The following is a 19,615-nucleotide window of genomic DNA, read 5'->3' as shown; positions in this document are numbered from 1 at the left end:
CGCGCCATGTCTTCCTCACCGTCGCCCACCGAAACCATCGTGCTCGGCGGGGGCTGCTTCTGGTGCACCGAGGCGGTGTTCGACCGGGTGCAGGGCGTGCTCGACGTCGAATCGGGCTACAGCAACGGCCAGACGGTGAACCCCACCTACGAGCAGATCTGCACCGGCCGCACCGGCCATGCCGAGGTCGTGAAACTCGAATTCGACCCGGCGCAGATCAGCCTGCGCGAGCTGCTCGAGATCTTCTTCGTGGTGCACGACCCCACCACGCTCAACCGCCAGGGCAACGACGTCGGCACGCAGTACCGCAGCGGCATCTACACGTCGAGCGACGCGCAGAAAGAAGTGGCCGACTCCGTGATCCGCGAGATCGAGGCCAGCAAGACCTACAGCGCGCCTGTCGTGACCGAAGTGGCGCCGCTGGCCAACTACTCCACGGCCGAGACCTACCACCAGGACTACTTCCTGAACCACCCGAACCAGGGCTACTGCGCGTTCGTGGTCGGCCCGAAGGTCGAGAAGTTCCAGAAGACCTTCGCCTCGCGCGTCAAGGCCTGATCCTTCGCTCTTTCTTCACGCCCCTGTGTCCGCCACCCTCCGCCAGACTCCGACCCGCATGACGCGCACCACGCGCGCGCTCGTCGTCGCGCTGGCGTTCGCGCTCTGGTTCGCGGGCACGATGGGGCTGATGCACCGTTCGCTGCACGTGCCGGGCCTTCCGGCTGCCGCAGCCGCGACGGCGCAGGCCGAGCACCGGCACGGCACCGGCCACACGCTGGCCAGCCTGTTCGGCGTGCACGACGACGCCGACTGCCGCCTGTACGACCAGCTTGCGCACGGCACGGGCGTGCCCGGCGTGCCGCTGGTGGTGCTGCCGATGCTGCTGCCGGCGGCCACGTTTGCTTATCTGCAGGGCGAAGCCATCGCCCGCTGGGTCGCGCTCTTCGACGCGCGCGGCCCGCCTTCCACTCGCTGAATCCCCTGTGTTCCGGTTGCTGCACCTGCCTTCGGCGGGTGAGGGCGGCCGGTCGTTCCCCGATTCAACGAGTGTTCTTTCTTCATGACCCCCCACTTCCGTCGCAACGCCATCGGCGCTGCCGTTCTTTCGCTCGCCTCGGTGGCGAGCCTGGCCCAGACCGCCGACACCGCTGCCGCCACTGCTGTCGCTGACACCTCCAGCCTGCGCGAGGTCACCGTCACCGGCAACCCGCTGGGCGCGAGCGACCTGATTGCGCCGACCACCTCGCTGTCGGGCGACCGGCTGCTGCTGCGCTCCGAAGCGACGCTCGGCGAAACGCTGAACAACCTGCCCGGCGTGAGCAGCAGCTACTTCGGCCCCAACGCCAGCCGCCCCAGCATCCGCGGGCAGGACGGCGACCGCATCCGCATCCTGCAGAACGGTGGCGGTGCGCCCGACGCCTCGGCGCTGAGCTACGACCACGCGGTGCCCGTCGATGCGCTGGTGACCGAGCGCATCGAGGTGCTGCGCGGCCCGTCGGCGCTGCAGTACGGCGGCAGCGCCGTGGGCGGCGTGGTCAACGTGATCGACAACCGCATCCCGACCGAGCCCATCAACGGCTTCGGCGGCCGTGCCGAGCTGGGCTACGCCAGCGGCAACAAGGAAAAGAGCGGCGGCGTGCTGCTCGAAGGCGGCAACGACCGCTTCGCCCTGCACGTCGACGCCTTCAACCGCGATTCGAAAGACGTGTCGGTGCCGATCGACCTCGAATGCAGCAAGCCCGGGCGCCTGTCGCTCGCGCGCCGCATCTGCAACTCGCAGAACCAGGCAAACGGCGGCGCGGTCGGCGGCACGCTGTTCTTCAGCCAGGGCTGGATCGGCGCCTCGGCCAGCACCTACCGCAGCAACTACGGCACCGTGGCCGAGGACGAGGTGACCATCGGCATGAAGTCCGACCGCTACGCGCTGGAAGGCGAATGGCGCCCGGGCGGCTTCATCCGCAGCATCCACGCCAAGGTGAGCCGCACCGACTACCGCCACACCGAGTTCGAAGGCGCCGAAGCTGGCACCACCTTCTCGAACCTGAGCAACGACCTGCGCATCGAGGCGCGGCACGAAAAGATCGGCGACCTCGAAGGCCTGGTCGGCTTCAGCCGCGAGACCAACCGCTTCGCCGCCGACGGCGCGGAGGCCTTTGCGCCGCACAGCCGCACGCGCGCCAACGCGCTGTTCCTGCACGAAGAGCTCGGCACCTCGTGGGGTCGCCTGAGCTTCGGTGCGCGCACCGAGAAGGTCACGGTGCGCTCGCTGGGCTACCCCGACGACCTGTCGGTGACGCGCTTCGCCGTCGGCGAGCGCACCTTCAACCCGCACAGCGCGGCGTTCGGCGCGCTGGTCAACCTCACGCCGCAGTGGCAGCTGACCTCGAACCTGGCCTACACCGAGCGCGCACCGAAGGACTACGAGCTGCTCGCCAACGGCCCGCACGTGGCGACCGCAGCCTGGGAGATCGGTGACCCGAACCTGGGCAAGGAAAAGTCCACCGGCTTCGACCTGGGCGCGCAGTGGAAGTCGGGCCCGAACACGGCCCGCGTGAACGCGTATGTCACGCGCTTTCGCAACTACATCGGCCTGACCGCGTCGGGCCGCACGCTCGATGAAGAAGGCCAGGTCGTCACCGACCCCGAGGCCGTCGACACGCTGGCCGAGTACCGCTACGGCGGCATGCGCGCACGCTTCACCGGCATCGAGGCCAACGGCAACCTGCGGCTGCTGGGCGCCGACGGCTTCGCGCGCATGGCCGACGCGGGCACGCTCGACCTCGAATGGCGCGGCGACATCGTGCGCGCCAAGAACCTCGACACCGGCGAGCCGCTGCCGCGCATCGCACCGCTGCGCCTGGGCGCCACGCTGGCCTATGGCAACGGACCGTGGACCGGGCGTGTCGGCTTCGACTACAACGCCGCGCAGCGCCGCGTGCCCGACGTGGGCGCGCGCGAGACGGACGCGTACACGCTGTGGAACGCGTCGATCAGCTACCGCATGAAGGTGCAGCGCGCCAACCTCACCTGGTACGCGCGCATGGACAACATCGGGAACAAGCTGGCGTACACGCCGACCTCGATCCTGACGACCACGGTGTTCCCGAAGGCGCCGCTGCCGGGGCGGTCGCTGAAGGTGGGGTTGCGCGTCACGTTCTGATCGCGGTGTTTCTCCCTCCCCCGCTGGGGGAGGGCAGGGGTGGGGGCAAGCGGCCTGTGATGAAGCTGCAGCTTCTGCAAGCGCCGCTTGCCCCCATCCCAACCTTCCCCCAGAGGGGGAAGGAGCAAGGCAAGGGCCGAAATCGCTCGGCTATCCTCGCCGGGTGAATTCCTTCGTCATTTCCTCGCTCTTCCCCGTCGTTCTTCTCATCGCCGCCGGCTACCTCGCCGGACGGCGCCGATGGATCGGCGGCAATGCGGTGAAAGACCTGTCGAACCTCATCTTTTTGCTGCTCGCGCCCGCGCTGTTGTTCCGTGCCATGAGCACGGTGCATGTGCAGGAATTGAGCCTCAAGCCCGTGGCCGCGTACTTCATCGCCTCGGGCCTGCTGTTCGCGGCCACGCTCGCGTGGCGCGGCTTCAACCGCACGGGCGCGGTGCTCGCGCTGGCCAACACCTACAGCAACACCGTGATGATCGGCATCGCGCTGATCGGCCTGGCCTACGGCGAGGCCGGCATGGTGGTGCTGCTCACGCTGATCTCGCTGCATTCGCTCGTGCTCATGACCAGCGCCACCGTGGTGCTCGAGCTGGCGGTGGCGCGCGAGCATGCGGCGAGCGGGGCGGAGCGCCGCTCCATGGTGCGCACCGTGCTGCGCGCGCTGCGCAACGCCATCATCCATCCGGTGCCGCTGCCGATCATTGCGGGCCTGCTGTTCGCGCAGACGGGGCTCGTGATGCCCGAGGTGATCGACAAGCCGATCCAGCTGCTCGGCCAGGCCTTCGGGCCGGTCGCGCTGGTGATGGTGGGCATCACGCTCGCACTCACGCCCATCGGTCGCCACTGGCGCGGCGCACTGGTGCAGGCGCTGGTGAAGAACCTCGTGCATCCGCTGCTGGTGGCGCTCATCGGCTGGCTGCTGGGCGTGCGCGGCATTCCGCTCACCGTGATGGTGGTGGCGGCGGCGCTGCCGATCGGCGCCAATGTGTTCCTGTTCTCGCAGCGCTACCGCAGCGCCGAAGACCTGGTCACGGCCAGCGTGGCCGTGTCGACCGTGCTGGCGCTGGGCACGCTCACGCTGGTGATGGTCTGGGTGCAGTGGTTGCCCTGACGGCCCCCATTTTCTCCGCGCTTTTCGCGAACTTTTGCCCGACTGGGCGACAGCGGTAGCCCTATGCCGTTTGGCAGGGCTGGCCGTTTGGTGGGCTGGCGAGCGGCGTTCGCGCCCCTACATTTGCCGGCTGATGACGATCTACCCGGCGCGCGTTTCGCCCCTTGCCCTTGCAGTGACGGCGGTGGTCGCGACGGTGGTCGCGCTGCACGGCGCGCGCGCCCATGCGGCGGGCGAGGCCAAGCCGTGCCGCACGCCGTGCCTGGCGGTTCCCAAACCGGCTGAGGCACCGCAGGCCAAGGAAGCAGAGCCCAAGCCCGCCGTCGTGCGGCCGGCACCGAAGCCGCGACCGCAGATCACCGCCACCGCTGCCCCGGCGCCCGAGGCGCATCGCGAGCCCGCCGAGCGACGCTCCGTGCCATCGAAACGCTGCAGCGAAATCAACATGCGCGCCGCCGTCGGCGAGCCGCTGTCGGACCAGGACATGACCATTTTGAGGAGCCAGTGCTGATGACCGCGAAGACGAACACCGCCGTCCCCCGAACCTTGTGGCGCGTGCTGCTGCTGTGTACCGCCGCGCTGCTGGCCACCGCCTGCGCGCACCGCCCCGCGCCCAGCAGCGCCATGCCCTTCGACCAGGCCGTCACGCAGGCGGTCGACGACCTCATGGTGCAGACCCAGAAACTGCCGGCCTTCCTGGCCAAGGTGGAGTCGACGCTGTCGCAGCGCCGCATCGTGATCGACCCGCTGCTCGAAGGCGCCAGCGGCCAGCAGACCGAGGTGACGCGCGTAGCCGAGCAGCGCATCGTGCAGCGCATGCAGGCGCAGTTCAAGCAGTTCACCGTGACGCCGTTCAACGCCAACGAAATCGGCAGCGCGCAGTACGTGCTCAACGGCACGCTGGTGCGCGACAAGGACGCCTCGGGTGCGCCGTACCGGCTGAACCTTGCGATGACCGAGATCAAGAGCGGCATGGTGATCGCGCAGTCGGTCGCGCGCATCAGCGACGCGTCGCTCGACACGCGGCCCACCGCCTTCTTCCGCGACAGCCCGGTCAACGGCAAGGACCGCGGCGTGGAGGGCTACATCCGCACCGCCGAGACGCCGGCCGGGCAGGCCGCCGATGCGCTCTACCTGGAGCGCCTGCCGACCGCCACCGTGCTGCAGGAAGCCACCGCCGCCTACGAAGCCGGCCGCATGAGCGAGGCCCTGAGCCGCTATGAGGCCGCGTCGAAGCGCACCGACGGGCAGCAGCTGCGCATCTACAGCGGGCTGTACCTCACGCAGTCGCAGCTGGGCCGCACGGCCGATGCCGAACGCACCTTCGGCACGCTGGCGCGGCTGGGGCTCGAGAGCAACAACCTGAGCGTCAAGTTCCTGTTCAAGCCGGGCTCGACCGACTTCCTGGCCGACCCGAAGATCAGCGCGGCCTACCCGATGTGGCTGCGCCAGATCGCGCGGCAGGCGGCGCAGATCGATGCGTGCGTGGTGGTCACGGGCCACACGAGCCGCACGGGCTCGGAAGCGGTCAACGAGCGGCTGTCGCTGCAGCGCGCGACCAGCGTCAAGGCGCGGCTGGTGGGCGAGGCGCCGCCGCTGTCGAAGAAGCTGCGCGAAGCCGGAATGGGCTTTCGCGAGAACATCGTCGGCACGGGCGCCGACGATGCGAGCGACGCGCTGGATCGGCGCGTCGAGTTCAAGGTCGCTGGTTGCGAGGCTTGATCCGGACTCAGGGCGCGAGCCGTTCGCGCATCCAGTCGGCGCCTTCGAGCCGGTAGCGCAACCGGTCGTGCAGCCGGCTCTTGCGGCCCTGCCAGAACTCCCAGCGGTCGGGCACCAGCCGGAAGCCGCCCCAGTGCGGCGGACGCGGCGGCGACAGCAGGTGCCTGGCGGCGTACACGGCGGCGTTCTTCACCAGCACGTCGCGCCCGCTGATCACTTCGCTCTGCGGGCTGGCCCAGGCGCCGATGCGCGAATCGAGCGGGCGGCTGGCGTAGTAGGCGTCGCTCTCCTCGGCGCTGACCCGTTCCACGCGGCCTTCGATGCGCACCACGCGCTCCAGCTCGACCCAGTGGAACTGCAGCGAGGCATACGGATTGCCCGACAGCTCGCGGCCCTTGCGGCTGTCGTAGTTGGTGTACCAGACGATGCCGCGCGCGTCGTAGCCCTTGATGAGCACGATGCGGCTCGACGGTCGCAGGTCGCTGCCCACGGTGCACAGCGTCATCGCGTTGGGCTCGGGGATCTGTGCGCCGATGGCCTCGGTGAGCCAGCGCTCGAACTGCAGGAGCGGGTCGGCGGCGCTGCGGGTCTCGTCGAGCTCGGCGCGCTCGTAGCTCTTGCGCAGCGCGGCCAGCGCGTCTTTGGAAAGCGGAGAAGTCATGCCGGGATTGTTGCGCACATACTCGGCCCATGACGACGACAGAGGCGAACTCCCCGACCGTGATCGTGCTGGCCTCGGGCCGCGGCGAGCGCTTCATCGCGGCCGGCGGCACGGGCTCGAAGCTGAAGGCGCTGCTCGCGGGCAAGCCGGTGCTCGAGCGCACGCTCGATGCGGTGCGCGCCAGCGGCCTGCCGTGGCGGTTGGAAGATGCCGGTCACCCCGGCATGGGCGATTCGATTGCCGCCGCCGTGCGCGCCACGCCCCATGCGGCGGGCTGGCTCATCCTGCCGGGCGACCTGCCGTTGGTGCTGCCCGCCACGCTGCGGGCCGTGGCCGCCGCGCTCGGTGGGCGCGTGAATGCCGTGCAGCCGCAGTACCGGGGCGAGCGCGGGCATCCGGTGGGCTTTGCGGCGGGCTGCTGGGCGCAGCTGGCGGCGCTGGAAGGGAACATGGGCGCATCGTCCGTGCTGCGGGCGATGCGCGCGATCGATTCGGTCGTCGATCTGGTGGTGGACGATGCCGGCGTCGTGACCGACATCGACACGCCCGAGGCGCTGGCGCGGGCCGAGGTGCTCTGGCAGGCGCGCGCAGGTGCCTGAACGTCAAGTCCTCCTGCAACACGCAGGTCTCGCCGGGACCGGACGCTAGATCACCAGTTGCAGCTCGGCCTGCCCCACCAGTTTCTTGAACCGGCTCCGGTCCTTGGTGCGAACCGCGCCGACCGCGTAGTAGTCGCCCAGACTCTGTAACTCATACAGTGCATAGCCGTGCGGGGCGAGATGCTTGCGCGCTGCGTCCAGGCCCTCCGTGATGTCATCGCCGTTGTCCAGCGGTTCCCATTGGAAGCCGTCCCAGGCATTGCCCGGGACGGGGAGGGCCAGCGACTTGACCGCGTCGCCGTCTTTCCAGTCGAAGGTTGTGAAGAGGGGCGAACCGCCGGTGACCGCATAGACCAGCCCCTCCTTGGGGTTGTCTACGCCCCACAGCAAGGCGTTGACGGCGTCGGGGCCGGCTTCGGGCGCCATCGCCGCGCGCAGCTGGTCGAGCAGCGCCTGCAGCGCCGCCTGGCCCGCTGTCTTGTCGCCAAGCCAGACGCATCCGATCAGGTCTGCCAGCCAGCCCCGGCCTGTGGCGGCTTCGTCGCAGATCGCCTGCAGGGAGGTATCTGCGACTGACTTTTTGCGCCGCGCATTGTGGCTGCGGCCTTCCCGGCGCGCTTCGTGGAACTCGGCCCGGGTCATGCCGGTGCGTTCGAGAACCTGCCCGTCGAAATCGACCCACTGAACCTGCGCATCCGGGCCGTCCTCGTTCAGGGTCAGCAGGCGATCGCCTTCGACGATCGGGTTGCCTGTATCCGTCCAGAAGTGCATGGCGGTGCTCACCGGTCGGCCTTCGGTGTCGTAGAGCGTGAGCTGCATGGGCGCAAAGTCGAGGCCGATGAAACGGTTGCGCCCGTAGACCTTGGGCGGCGCGTCGCGGTTACCGCGCGCGATGTGCCCGTGCTTGCACGGGATCAGTTCCCGGCCATCGAGGGCGACCACGCCTTCGCGTCCCTTCGAATCCGCCACCACGGCCCAGCGTTTGCGCGTGTCGAAGTTTCTGACGGTCTCGTAGCGGTGAGGCACGAGGATGCGCGCGCCGTCGGCGCTCGCAACGGCCGAGCGCTCTTGTGCGTCGCGCAGACGCAGCAAGCCGTCGTCGCTCTGGAAAGCCGAGGTCACGCCGGTGTGCAGGATTTCCCCGGTGCTGATGCGCACCAACTGTCCCCCCGCCTCCGGTTCGCCGGAAAATTCGGCCCACAGCAAGTCTTCAGCGACGACGTCTGCGTAGCCCAGGTTGCCGACGGGATAGCGCCAGACGCCGTTGCGGTCCATCAGTCCGCTGGCGACGGAAGGAAGCGCACTTTTCTTTTTCGTCTTGTCCGTGTCGTCGCGCAGGGCAATCACCCATGGGCCGCTCGCGCGGCCCTGATAGACGGAGGTGGCTCCCGCTTCGAAAGGGAGCAGCCAGCGGCCGTAGGGCGTGACCAAACCAACCGGTGGGCGGCGCTTCGCCTCGGCGCGCTTGTTCTTGCCGCCGTTCGCGTCATTGGGTGGGTGCACCACATAGGCGGCCAGGTCCGGCCACCAGTCGTCCACCGTCAGGGCCTGAAGAAAGGGCGCGCGTTCGTCTTCCGTCTCGTACGCGACCGCCCACAGCCGGGCAATCACCTGGTCGGACCACCAGCCCCACTGTCGGCGCCAATCCGACACCAGTGGGCGAAGCACCTCGGGCAACTCGGCTTCAGCGGTGCAGGGCGCGGGTGCTCCCTCGGGCTGCAAGGCAGCCACCAGCGCGGCACTGTCGGCCTGCAGTTGGTCCAGGTGCGTGCCGAATGCCTCTGCGTTGCTGCTGTCCCAGGCGAGGTCGATCGTGTCGAGCACGAGCCACGGATGGGGACTGCCGTCCAGCGCGGCCTGGATGCGGTCCATCTCGGTGTGCGCTTCCATGGGCAACAGGGCCGCCGTGAGGGCACGAAACCGTTGCCAACGGGCTCGCGCGTCCTTCATGGGCGCGGCCAGCAGCACCTGTGCATCGTCGCAGTTGCCGATGGCGGAGGAGGCCCGTTGGCCCTCGCCCACCAGCAGCAAGAAAAGGGCCGGGACCGCATCGAACCATTCGGCGAGCCCGGTCACATCACCGGCTTCTTCGTCGAGCGGGCGCGCGTGATCGGGGAATTCGTGGAGAGAAAAGAGGACGCTGGCGTTTGGCATCGCGATGACTGTAGACGGTACCGGCGGGGCCATGCCGGTGGTCGGCCTGCCCCCTCAGGCCAGCTTCATGTCCTTGCGAACGCCCGGGCCTGGAGAGCTGGGCGGACGACCCGCACGCAATGCGGACCCGATGCTTGCGGGCGGTCCCCGACTGTCCCCGAGCTTTTCATTTGCACAGGAGACGTTGAACAGGTTCTCAGCCCTTGGGGATCACGGCGCAGAGCACGCGCGGGCCCGAATTGCCGGCGGGTTGCGTCGTGAAGTCGTCGCGGTCGCGGTGCACCACCAGGGCGCGGCCGCGCACGTTGTTGGCGGCGCCGTCGGTCAGCGAGATCGCGTGGTTGTCGACGCTGAAACGCGCCACGCCGCGGGCATCGGCCACGAGGCTGGGCAGCTCGCCGGCATGGCTGCCGGGAGCGGAGAACTTGCCGTGCGTGCCACCGGCCGGGTTGAAGTGGCCGCCCGAGGCGTTGCCGTTGTCGCCGCAGTCGCCCTTTTCGTGGATGTGGAAACCGTGCTCGCTGCCCGGCGCCAGGCCGCGTACTTCGCCGGACACGCGCACGCCGTGGTCGAGGGCGGTGAGCGTCACCGAGCCGCGCGCGGGGTTGGGCGTGACGGCGGCGGTCGGCGTCAGCTCGACCGTGGTGCTCGGCTTGCCGCCCATGCTGCCGCAGGCGGCGAGCACGGCGGTGGCGAGGAGGGCGGTGCCGGTGGCGAGAAGACGGCGATGGGTCATGGTTTTTCCTTGTCGAACGAAACGGAAGATGAGGAGGATGAATTGTCGGAAGACCCCGGAACGTATACCGGAGCCGGCGGCGCGCCGCAATCAGCCGGTGCCTCGAAAGGGGCATCTTGCGGCGTTTCGGCCATGGCCAGCGCCACCAGCCGGGCCAGTGCCGCGTCGTGGATCGCGTGGCGTTGCAACTCGAGCAGGGTCTGGCGCGCGTAGTCGAGCGAGCTGCCGTAGCGGCCCACCGCATTCGCGAAGATGTGGCGGTAGCGCTCGTCGCTGAGTTCGCCCGTGAAGTTGGGGCTGCGCCGCGAGAGCGTGAAGGCCAGCGCGCGCACCGGCCCTTCGGCCGTGCCGCATTGCAGCCACTTGGGGTCGTACACGCCGGTCGGCATCTCGCGCAACCAGAGGCGCTTGAGCGTCTCCAGGCCTTCGTCCTTCGGCACGCGGAACACCACGCCCCGGCAGCTGCCGCCCGAGAGCAGGCCGAACACCAGCCCCGGCGTCTGCACGCTGCCCCGGTTGACCCGGCTCCACATCTTGAGCGCGCGGTGCCAGCCGTGCACCGAGGCCGCGCGACGTTCCGCAAAACCGAACTCGGGCCGCCAGATCAGCGAGCCGTAGCCGAACAGCCAGAGATCGTCGCGGCCGCCCCAGTCGGCGATCGCGCGTTCCAGCATCGGCTGCGGGTCGCGCAGCGGACGGGGCATCGGGTCGAGCCCCGGCGGACCGGGGTCCGGCGCGCCGGCTGACACGGGGGTGTCGGGGGCGGCGCCTACAATTTCGTGATCATGGTTCACCGCACCATTATTTACCGACCCCTTTCCTACGGAGATCGCGCTTCCATGAACAACGACGACAGCCAGCAGAATTTCGCCCTCGGCTTTTTGGTGGCATTGATCGCGCTCGTGATCATGTTCGTGATCGGCGTCGCCTTCTGGCACAAGGGCCTGGGTGCCGCGACCGTGCAGGCGAAGCCTGCCGTGGCGGCCTCTGCGGCGGCCGCGCCGGGCGGCGCGGTGCAGGTGACCGAAGTCACCGAGACCGTCACCGTGGTGATCCCCGACGGCGCCAGCATCCGCGTGGCGGGCGACGTGGTGAACTTCTACTTCGCGACCGGCAGCGCCGATCTCGCACCGGGTGCCGCCGAGGCGCTGGCCGTGGTCATCAAGGGCGTCGAGGGCGGCCGCAAGGCGGTGGTCTCGGGCTTCCACGATGCCACCGGTGACGCGGCCATCAACGAGGAGCTCGCCAAGAAGCGTGCCCAGATGGTGCGCGAGGTGCTCGCGGGCCTGGGCGTGCCGGCCGAAAAAATCGACCTGCAGAAGCCCGCCGTCACCGCCGGCTCGGGCAACAACGCCGAGGCGCGCCGCGTCGAAGTGAAGCTGGTGGACTGAGCGCCCCTACGCATCCAGCAAAGCCCGGCTTGCCCGGGCTTTTTCATGCGCCTCAGGTGCTGCCGCGCACGATCAGTTCGTAGTCCAGCTCGATGCAGCCGGGCTGCGCGAGCGTGCCGCGCATCAGGCCCAGCAGCATCTCGGCGCCGGCCCGGCCGACCTCGCTGCGCGGTGTGCGCATGGTGGTCAGCGGCGGCACCATCTGGTCGCTGCCGGCCAGGTCGTTGAAGCCGGCGATGGCGATGCGTCCGGGCACCGGCACCTGCAGGCGGTTGGCCGCCAGCAGCCCGCCCTGCGCGATGTCGTCGTTGCAGAAGAAGATGGCATCGATGTCGGGCATGCGCTGCAGCATCTCCTCGAACAGGCGCGCGCCCAGCGCGATCGACGAGCGCTCGGGGCTGAGCATTTCCAGCCGCGCGTCGTACAGGCCCGCTTCGCGCAGGCAGCGGCGATAGCCTTCGGCGCGCTGCAGCACGCGCGGATCGAGCTGCGCGCCGCAGAAGGCGATGCGGCGGTGCCCGCGTTCCAGCAGATGGCGCGTGACGGCGGCGCCCGCGTCCACCTGCGAAAAGCCCACGCAGGCCACGCCCGGCGCGGTGCTGGTTTCCATCAGGTGCACGCAGGGCACGCCGCTGTGCGCGATGAGCTGGCGTGCCGCCTCGCTGCGGTCGAAGCCGGTCACCAGCAGGCCCGCGGGGCGGTGGGGGAGGTAGGTGCGCAGCAGCAGTTCCTCTTCGGCGCTGTCGTAGTGCGTCACGCCGATGAAGGGCTGGTAGCCCACGGGAAAGAGCGTGCGGTGCACGGCTTCCAGCAGGTCGACGAACAAGGTGTTGGACAGCATCGGCACCAGCACGAGCACCTGGCTGCTGCGCTGCGACGCCAGCGCGCGGGCGGCCGGGTCGGGCACGTAGCCCAGGCGCTCGGCCGCCTCACGCACGCGCAGGGTCAGCACCGGGTCGACGCCGCGCTCGCCGCGCAGTGCGCGTGAGACGGTGATCGGGCTGACGGACGCGGCGCGCGCCACGTCGTCGAGGGTGATGCGGCCACTGGAGCGGCGGGTGCGGCGGGGCGCGTCGGTCAAGGGTAAATCCGGAGAAAGGTGAATCTCATTGTTCTATAGGATAGCGCTATCCATCAAAGGGTTAACAAGTAGTTTGCGACTGCAAATAAGGTGCAGACCAGCCGTTTCCCCTCTGAGCGACAATGGAAGAGAACCCCGATTGCCCTGGCCCGAGCCTCCGTCCGGGCCTTTTTTTGATTTCCAATGGACAGCGCTATCTCAAAATTTCAACCGCAGGCCCTCGTGGTCATGGGCGTGTCCGGATGCGGCAAGTCGAGCGTCGGGGCGGCCTGTGCCGAGGCGCTGGGCTGGACGCTGCACGAGGGTGACGCGTACCACGCGCCCGAAAGCGTCGCCAAGATGCGCGCCGGCACGCCGCTCACCGACGACGACCGCGCCGGCTGGCTCGACCGGCTGGCCGACCTGCTGGCGTCCCCGCCCCAGGGCACCGGCCGGGTGCTGACCTGTTCCGCGCTGCGCAAGCGCTACCGCGACCGGCTGCGCCAGGCGGTGCCGCGCCTGGGCTTCGTGTTCCTGTCGCTGGACTACGAGGAGGCGCTGGCGCGCGTGCAGTCGCGCGCGGGCCATTTCTTCTCGCCGGCGCTGGTCGCGAACCAGTTCGCCACGCTCGAATCGCCGGTGGGCGAGCCGGGTGTGCTGGTGCTCGACGCCACGCAGCCCATGGCCGACCTGGTGGCCGCCGTCGTCGCCTGGGCCGCCGCACCTGCTTCCGCTTCAACCACAGGGCGCGACACGCCGCCCGGAGACATCGCATGAGCCAATCTCCCCCATCTCCCTCCGCGCAGCCGGCGCGCCGCAAGCCGGCGCTCCAGCGCCTGGCCGAACTCTTCATGGTCGTGGCGCTGGCCGGCATGGTCGTCGCGGTCTTCGTGAACGTCGTACTGCGCTACGTGTTCGCCACCAGCATCGTGTCGTACGAGGAAATCTCACGCCTGCTGTTCGTCTGGCTGGTGGCCGTGGGCACCATCGTCGCGGCCTTCGAGGGCAAGCACCTGGGCTTCGACATGCTGACCTCGCGCCTGAAGGGCGGCCCGCGCAAGGGCCTGTTCTGGCTGAGCCAGCTGCTGGTGGCCGGGTGCATGGTGCTGCTGCTGAAGGGCGCGTGGGCGCAGGTGGTCGCCGGCATGGAGAGCTTCAGCACGGTGCTGGGCTATCCGCTGGCGCTCGGTGCCGCCGCCACGCTGGTGCTGGCCGTGGGCCTGCTGGTGGCGCTGGTGTTCGACCTCGTGCGCGGCGAGCCGCCGGCGAACGCGGGCGCCGCGGGCGACATCGAGTGAGAGCAGCCCCATGATCGTCACCGCTCTCTTCCTGATCGTGCTCATCGGCGGCATGGTGATCGGCATGCCGATCGCCCATGCGCTGGTGCTGACCGGTGTCGCGCTCATGTGGCACCTGGACTTCTTCGATGCGCAGCTGCTTGCGCAGAACCTGCAGGCCGGCTTCGACAACTTCCCGCTGCTGGCCGTGCCCTTCTTCATCCTGGCCGGCGAGCTGATGAACGCGGGCGGCCTGTCGCGCCGCATCATCGACCTGGCCCGCGCGTTCGTCGGGCACATTCCCGGCGGACTGGGCTTCGTGGCCATCGGCGCTGCCGTGCTGCTGGCGTCGATGAGCGGCTCGGCCATTGCCGACACCGCCGCGCTCGCCACCATCCTGCTGCCCATGATGCGCGAGCAGAAGTACCCGCCGGGCTACAGCGCGGGCCTGCTCGCGTCGGGCGGCATCATCGCGCCGATCATTCCGCCGTCGATGCCCTTCGTGATCTACGGCGTGACCACCAACACGTCGATCAGCAAGCTGTTCCTGGCCGGCGTGTTCCCCGGCCTGATGATGGGCGCGTTCCTGATCGGCGCCTGGTGGTGGATCGCCCGCAAGCACAAGCTGCCCGCCATGGCGCGCGTGGCATGGGGCGCGCGCATGAAGGCGCTGCTGCACAGCTTCTGGGCCATGATGATGCCGGTCATCATCCTGGGCGGCCTCAAGGGCGGCATCTTCACGCCCACCGAAGCCGCCGTGGTGGCCGCGGTGTATGCGCTGATCGTCTCGATGTTCGTGTACCGCGAGCTGACCTGGGCCGGCCTGTACGAGGTCTTCCTGGCTGCGGGCAAGACCACCGCCGTGGTGATGTTCCTGTGCGGCGCCGCCACCGTGACCGCCTACATGATCACGCTGGCCGACCTGCCCAACCTGCTGGCCGACAGCTTCGCCGGCGTGATGGGCGACCCGATCGTCTTCATGGCGCTGATGATGGTGTTCCTGCTGGTGGTCGGCACGGCCATGGACCTGACGCCCACCATCCTGATCTTCGGCCCCGTGTGCGCGCCGCTGGCCATGAAGGCCGGCATCGACCCGGTGTACTTCGGCTTCATGTTCATCTACGTGGGCTGCATCGGCCTGATCACGCCGCCCGTGGGCACCGTGCAGAACGTGGTGGCCGGCGTCGGCAGGCTGCGCATGGAAACCGTCATCAAGGGCACCACGCCGTTCCTGCTCATGTACGTGCTGCTGGCCGTGCTGTTCGTGCTGTTCCCTTCGCTCATCACGGCACCGCTGGCCTGGATGCACTGACCGCCGTTCCTTTTCTTCCTCTTTTTTTCCGTTCCTCTTTCGATACTCAGGAGACTTCCATGCGCATCCGTTTCGCTCTCGCCGGCCTCGTGGCCGCTCTCGCCACCGCCGGCGCCGTCCAGGCGCAGGACTTCAAGCCGCGCATCGTGCGCTTCGGCTACGGCCTGGTCGACAACTCCAACCAGGGCCGTGCCGTGCGCCTGTTCGCGCAGGAGGTCGAAAAGGCTTCCGGCGGTAAGATGAAGGTCCGCGGCATCGGCAACGCCTCGCTCGGTTCCGACACGCAGATGCAGCAGGCGCTGATCGGCGGCGCGCAGGAAATGATGGTCGGCTCCACCGCCACGCTCGTGGGCATCGTTCCCGAAATGGCCGTGTGGGACACGCCCTTCCTCTTTGCCAACGTGAAGGAAGCCGACGCCGTGCTCGACGGTCTCGTGGGCGAGAAGGTCAAGGCGAAGCTGGAGCCCAAGGGCATGGTCGGCCTGGTCTACTGGGAGAACGGCTTTCGCAACCTCACCAACAGCAAGCGTCCCGTCAACAAGCTCGAAGACATGGGCGACATCAAGCTGCGCGTGATGCAGAACAACGTGTTCCTCGACAGCTTCAAGGCGCTGGGCGCCAACGCCGTGCCGCTGCCGTTCTCGGAGCTGTTCACCGCCCTCGAAACGCGCGCCGTGGACGGCCAGGAGAACCCGTTCAACACCGTGGTGTCGAGCAAGTTCTACGAAGTGCAGAAGTACCTGACGGTGACCAACCACGTCTACAGCCCCTGGATCGTCACCGTCAGCAAGAAGTGGTGGGACACGCTGAGCCCGGCCGAGAAGAAGGTGCTGCAGGACGCCGCCGTGAAGAGCCGCGAGTTCGAGCGCAAGGACACCCGCGAGGAAGCCACCAAGGCGCTGGCCGAACTGCGCACCAAGGGCATGCAGGTGAACGAACTGCCCGCCACCGAGGCCAACCGCATGCGCGAGAAGCTCACCAGCGTCAACAGCGGCATCGCCAAGTCCGTGGGCCAGGAGACCTGGGACGCGGTCAACGGCGCCGTGGCGCAAGTGCGCGGCAAGTAAGCAGGCCTTTTCCCTCGAACGAAGGCGGTTTCGCACCGCCTTCGTCACTTTCGTGCCGGGTGTGGGGTTTACCATGAAGGCCCCAGCCAGCCGGCGCATTCACAGCCCCAGCAAGCATGCCACTCCACGACACCGTCCAAGCCGTCACCCGACGCATCCGCGAACGCAGTGCCCCCACCCGCACCGCGTACCTCGAGCAGATCGACGCCTACAGGCACCGTGACCGCGGCGCCGACCGCATGGGCTGTGCCAACGTGGCGCACGCCGTGGCCGGCATTCCGGCCAACGACAAGTTCAAGGTGGTGGCCGAGCGCGCGCCCAACATCGGCATCGTCACCGCCTACAACGACATGCTCTCGGCCCACGCGCCGTACCAGGGCTACCCGGACATCATCAAGCACGAGGCCCGACGCCACGGCGCGACCGCGCAGGTGGCCGGCGGCGTGCCCGCCATGTGCGACGGCGTCACGCAGGGCACGCCCGGCATGGAGCTGAGCCTGTTCAGTCGCGACCTCATCGCCATGAGCACGGCGGTGGCGCTCACGCACGACATGTTCGACGGCGCCCTCATGCTCGGCGTGTGCGACAAGATCGTGCCGGGCCTTTTGATCGGCGCGTTGCACTTCGGCCACCTGCCCACCGTCTTCGTGCCCGCCGGGCCGATGCCCTCGGGCCTGTCGAACACCGCGAAGTCGAAGGTGCGCGAGCAGGCGGCGCAGGGCCTCGTGGGCCGCCAGGGCCTGCTCGACGCCGAAATGGCCGCGTACCACACGGTCGGCACCTGCACCTTCTACGGCACCGCCAACAGCAACCAGATGCTGCTCGAGGCCATGGGCCTGCATGTGCCCGGCACGGCCTTCATCCAGCCCGGCGACGCCATGCGCGAAACGCTCACGCGCGAGGCCGTGCGCTCGGTCCTCGGCAAGGCCAGCGACACCCCCTTCAACTGCCCACCGATCGGCGAGATGGTCGACGAGCGCTGCATCGTCAACGCCATGGTCGCGCTGCTCGCCACGGGCGGCTCCACCAACCACCTGATCCACTGGGTGGCCGTGGCGCGCGCCGCCGGCATCCTCATCGACTGGGACGACTTCTCCCAACTGTCCGACGTGGTGCCGCTGCTCACGCGTGTGTACCCCAACGGCAGCGCCGACGTGAACGAGTTCCAGGCTTGCGGCGGCCCGGGCTTCGTGATCGGCGAACTGGTCGAGGCCGGTTTGATGCACGCCGACGTGCTCACGGTGCGTGCCGGCGGCATCCGCGAATTCGCGAACATCCCGTCGCTGGCCGGCGAGAACACGCTGCAGTGGACGCCGGCCGCGCCATTGCAGAAAGAAGCCGTCACGCGCCCGGTGTCGAGCCCCTTCAGCGCCACAGGCGGTCTCAAGCTGCTCGGCGGCAACCTGGGACGCAGCGTGATCAAGGTGTCGTCGGTGCCCGACGACCGCCATGTCATCGAAGCGCCAGCGCGCGTGTTCGACTCACAGGCTGCGCTGCACAAGGCGTTCACGGCCGGCGAACTGGAGCGCGACGTGGTCTGCGTGGTGCGCTGGCAGGGCCCGCAGGCCAATGGCATGCCCGAGCTGCACAAGCTCACGCCGCCGCTGTCGGTGCTGCAGGGCAAGGGCTTCCGCGTGGCGCTGGTCACCGACGGCCGCATGAGCGGCGCCTCGGGCAAGATCCCCGCCGCCATCCACGTGTCGCCCGAAGCGGCTGCTGGCGGCCCGCTCGCCAAGGTGCGCGACGGCGACCTGATCCGCCTCGACGCCGTAGCGGGTACGCTTGCCGTGTTGCTGCCCGACGATGAATGGGCCGCACGCGAGATCGCCGTGCAACCCGAAGCGCAGCGCTTCGCCGACGGACGCGGCCTCGGCCGCGAACTGTTCGCCGGCATGCGCCGCAATGCACTGGCCGCCGAAGAGGGCGCCTGCACCTGGCTGTGAACACCCGCATCGCCAGCAGGCGATGCGCAACGCAACGACGTACTGGAGCTATGACATGACAGACAGACTCACTTCCCTCGACGTGATGCGCGACGCGCCGGTCATCCCGGTCATCGTGCTGACCGACGTGAAGCACGCCGTGCCGCTGGCGCGCGCGCTGGTGGCCGGCGGCATCCGCATGCTCGAAGTCACGCTGCGCACGCCGCAGGCGCTGCAATGCATCGAGGCCATCGCCAAGGAAGTGCCCGAAGCCGTCGCCGGCGCCGGCACCATCCGCAGCGCGGCCGATGCGCAGGCTTCGGCGCTGGCCGGCGCGAAGTTCGGCGTGAGCCCGGGCTACACACGTTCGGTCGGCAAGGCCTGCCACGACCTCGGCCTGCCGCTGCTGCCCGGCGTGGCCACCGGCAGCGAGATCATGACGGCGCAGGAAGACGGCTACACCCAGCTCAAGTTCTTCCCCGCGCTGCAGGCCGGCGGCCTGCCGATGCTCAAGGCCTGGCAGGGCCCGTTCGGCGACGTCACCTTCTGCCCCACGGGCGGCATCCATGCGGGCAACGCGGCCGAGTTCCTCGCGCTGTCGAACGTGGCCTGCGTGGGCGGTTCGTGGATCGTGCCGACCGACGCCATCCGCGACGGCGACTGGGCCCGCATCGAGCAACTGGCACGCGCCGCGAGCCAGCTGCCGCGCTGAGCATGCAGCCCGATTTCGACGCGAGCGACCTCAAGGTCATCGCGTTCGACGTGTTCGGCACGGTGGTCGACTGGCACAGCGGCATTGCGGCCGAAGTCGAGCGCGTGCTGCCCGGCGTGGACGGCGCGGCCTTTGCGCTCGCCTGGCGCGCCGGCTACCAGCCCGCCATGAAGGCCGTGATGGAACGCATCGCGGCCGGCGAGGGCGGCTTCACGCTGCTCGACGAGCTGCACCTGAGCATGCTCGACCAAGTGCTGCACGACTTCAGCCTGGCCGACCAACTCGACACCGCCGCCAAGCGCGACCTGAGCCGTGCGTGGCACCGCCTGCCGGCCTGGCCCGATGCGGTCGAGGGGCTCACGCGGCTGAAGAAGAAGTTCACGATCTGCACGCTCTCCAACGGCAACATCGGCCTGCTCACCGAGATGGCCAAGCGCGCCGGCCTGCCCTGGGACTGCGTGCTGTCGGCCGAAGTGTTCAAGGCCTACAAGCCCGATCCGCGCACCTACCTTGGCGTGGCGGGCGTGTTCGATGCAACGCCCGGGCAGGTCATGCTCGCCGCGGCGCACCACGACGACCTCGCGGCTGCGCGCGTGTGCGGCCTCAAGACGGCGTACATCGAGCGGCCCCACGAGTTCGGCCGCCAGCAGCCGAAGGACGTGTCGCCGCAGCCGGACAACAGCCTGCATGTGCGCGACATCGTCGCGCTGGCCGATCGGCTGGACTGCTGA

General features: G+C 69.0%; 20 protein-coding genes. 15 read left to right on the top strand and 5 right to left on the bottom strand.

The genetic code is table 11. The features are described 5' to 3' along the window. The first annotated feature begins 6 nt into the window (after nucleotides 1-6). The 6 genes from msrA to RZE79_RS22005 all read left to right on the top strand — a co-directional run bounded on the left by msrA (nucleotide 7) and on the right by RZE79_RS22005 (nucleotide 5,993). Complete coding sequence (gene msrA, locus RZE79_RS22030) at nucleotides 7-558, top strand: peptide-methionine (S)-S-oxide reductase MsrA (protein WP_319356836.1); 552 nt, start codon at nucleotides 7-9, stop codon at nucleotides 556-558. Between the two features lie 58 nt (nucleotides 559-616). After that, nucleotides 617-976: a hypothetical protein gene (locus RZE79_RS22025; protein ID WP_319356835.1), complete on the top strand. Its 360-nt coding sequence runs from the start codon at nucleotides 617-619 to the stop codon at nucleotides 974-976. Between the two features lie 84 nt (nucleotides 977-1,060). Then, nucleotides 1,061-3,160, top strand: a complete 2,100-nt coding sequence (locus RZE79_RS22020) for a TonB-dependent receptor domain-containing protein (protein ID WP_319356834.1) — start codon at nucleotides 1,061-1,063, stop codon at nucleotides 3,158-3,160. Between the two features lie 163 nt (nucleotides 3,161-3,323). Then, nucleotides 3,324-4,271: an AEC family transporter gene (locus tag RZE79_RS22015; RefSeq protein ID WP_319356833.1), complete on the top strand. Its 948-nt coding sequence runs from the start codon at nucleotides 3,324-3,326 to the stop codon at nucleotides 4,269-4,271. A 133-nt stretch (nucleotides 4,272-4,404) separates the two neighbouring features. Further along, complete coding sequence (locus RZE79_RS22010) at nucleotides 4,405-4,782, top strand: hypothetical protein (protein ID WP_319356832.1); 378 nt, start codon at nucleotides 4,405-4,407, stop codon at nucleotides 4,780-4,782. Then, nucleotides 4,782-5,993, top strand: a complete 1,212-nt coding sequence (locus tag RZE79_RS22005; RefSeq protein ID WP_319356831.1) for an OmpA family protein — start codon at nucleotides 4,782-4,784, stop codon at nucleotides 5,991-5,993. Before RZE79_RS22010 ends, RZE79_RS22005 begins: the two co-directional genes overlap by 1 nt. Before the next feature lie 7 nt (nucleotides 5,994-6,000). Here RZE79_RS22005 and pdxH read toward each other — a convergent pair whose 3' ends face one another. Beyond that, nucleotides 6,001-6,654: a pyridoxamine 5'-phosphate oxidase gene (gene pdxH / locus RZE79_RS22000; RefSeq protein WP_319356830.1), complete on the bottom strand. Its 654-nt coding sequence runs from the start codon at nucleotides 6,652-6,654 to the stop codon at nucleotides 6,001-6,003. Between the two features lie 29 nt (nucleotides 6,655-6,683). Here pdxH and RZE79_RS21995 point away from each other — a divergent pair, with 29 nt between their 5' ends. After that, entirely contained in the window at nucleotides 6,684-7,253 is a 570-nt protein-coding gene (locus tag RZE79_RS21995) for an NTP transferase domain-containing protein (RefSeq protein ID WP_319356829.1), read from the top strand. Nucleotides 7,254-7,298: 45 nt separating this feature from the next. Here the strand turns inward: RZE79_RS21995 and RZE79_RS21990 are convergent, their stop codons facing one another. The 3 genes from RZE79_RS21990 to RZE79_RS21980 form a co-directional block, all read right to left on the bottom strand. Continuing rightward, on the bottom strand, nucleotides 7,299-9,407 hold the full coding sequence (locus RZE79_RS21990; RefSeq protein WP_319356828.1) for a hypothetical protein: 2,109 nt from the start codon (nucleotides 9,405-9,407) through the stop codon (nucleotides 7,299-7,301). A 196-nt stretch (nucleotides 9,408-9,603) separates the two neighbouring features. After that, nucleotides 9,604-10,143, bottom strand: coding sequence for a superoxide dismutase family protein (locus RZE79_RS21985; protein WP_319356827.1), 540 nt, complete (start codon nucleotides 10,141-10,143; stop codon nucleotides 9,604-9,606). Beyond that, nucleotides 10,140-10,847: a gamma-glutamylcyclotransferase gene (locus RZE79_RS21980; RefSeq protein WP_319356826.1), complete on the bottom strand. Its 708-nt coding sequence runs from the start codon at nucleotides 10,845-10,847 to the stop codon at nucleotides 10,140-10,142. Before RZE79_RS21980 ends, RZE79_RS21985 begins: the two co-directional genes overlap by 4 nt. A 135-nt stretch (nucleotides 10,848-10,982) precedes the next feature. Here RZE79_RS21980 and RZE79_RS21975 point away from each other — a divergent pair, with 135 nt between their 5' ends. After that, entirely contained in the window at nucleotides 10,983-11,534 is a 552-nt protein-coding gene (locus RZE79_RS21975; protein WP_153282792.1) for an OmpA family protein, read from the top strand. 52 nt (nucleotides 11,535-11,586) lie between these two features. On the opposite strand, the gene RZE79_RS21970 is transcribed toward RZE79_RS21975, so the two are convergent. Continuing rightward, nucleotides 11,587-12,615: a LacI family DNA-binding transcriptional regulator gene (locus tag RZE79_RS21970; protein WP_319356825.1), complete on the bottom strand. Its 1,029-nt coding sequence runs from the start codon at nucleotides 12,613-12,615 to the stop codon at nucleotides 11,587-11,589. Between the two features lie 228 nt (nucleotides 12,616-12,843). Between RZE79_RS21970 and RZE79_RS21965 the strand changes: the two genes are divergently transcribed. From RZE79_RS21965 to RZE79_RS21935, 7 genes are all read left to right on the top strand, one after another. Next, complete coding sequence (locus RZE79_RS21965) at nucleotides 12,844-13,371, top strand: gluconokinase (RefSeq protein WP_319356824.1); 528 nt, start codon at nucleotides 12,844-12,846, stop codon at nucleotides 13,369-13,371. Beyond that, nucleotides 13,368-13,892 (top strand): TRAP transporter small permease, encoded by a 525-nt coding sequence (locus RZE79_RS21960; protein ID WP_319356823.1) that lies wholly within the window; start codon nucleotides 13,368-13,370, stop codon nucleotides 13,890-13,892. The genes RZE79_RS21965 and RZE79_RS21960 overlap by 4 nt, the downstream gene beginning before the upstream one ends. Nucleotides 13,893-13,902: 10 nt before the next feature. After that, complete coding sequence (locus RZE79_RS21955; RefSeq protein WP_153282796.1) at nucleotides 13,903-15,183, top strand: TRAP transporter large permease; 1,281 nt, start codon at nucleotides 13,903-13,905, stop codon at nucleotides 15,181-15,183. Nucleotides 15,184-15,242: 59 nt separating this feature from the next. Further along, nucleotides 15,243-16,250, top strand: a complete 1,008-nt coding sequence (locus tag RZE79_RS21950) for a TRAP transporter substrate-binding protein (protein WP_319356822.1) — start codon at nucleotides 15,243-15,245, stop codon at nucleotides 16,248-16,250. Between the two features lie 116 nt (nucleotides 16,251-16,366). Then, nucleotides 16,367-18,193: a phosphogluconate dehydratase gene (gene edd, locus RZE79_RS21945; protein WP_319356821.1), complete on the top strand. Its 1,827-nt coding sequence runs from the start codon at nucleotides 16,367-16,369 to the stop codon at nucleotides 18,191-18,193. Between the two features lie 55 nt (nucleotides 18,194-18,248). Further along, nucleotides 18,249-18,884 (top strand): bifunctional 4-hydroxy-2-oxoglutarate aldolase/2-dehydro-3-deoxy-phosphogluconate aldolase, encoded by a 636-nt coding sequence (eda, locus tag RZE79_RS21940; protein ID WP_101489458.1) that lies wholly within the window; start codon nucleotides 18,249-18,251, stop codon nucleotides 18,882-18,884. 2 nt (nucleotides 18,885-18,886) lie between these two features. Next, the gene (locus RZE79_RS21935; protein ID WP_319356820.1) at nucleotides 18,887-19,615 is read left to right on the top strand and encodes a haloacid dehalogenase type II; all 729 of its coding nucleotides are present in this window, start codon (nucleotides 18,887-18,889) and stop codon (nucleotides 19,613-19,615) included.

Source organism: Variovorax sp. EBFNA2, from assembly GCF_033802765.1.
Lineage (GTDB): Bacteria > Pseudomonadota > Gammaproteobacteria > Burkholderiales > Burkholderiaceae_C > Variovorax > Variovorax paradoxus_H.
The sequence above is the reverse complement of the archived record's forward strand: the minus strand, read 5'-3'. Positions and strand labels throughout refer to the sequence as shown.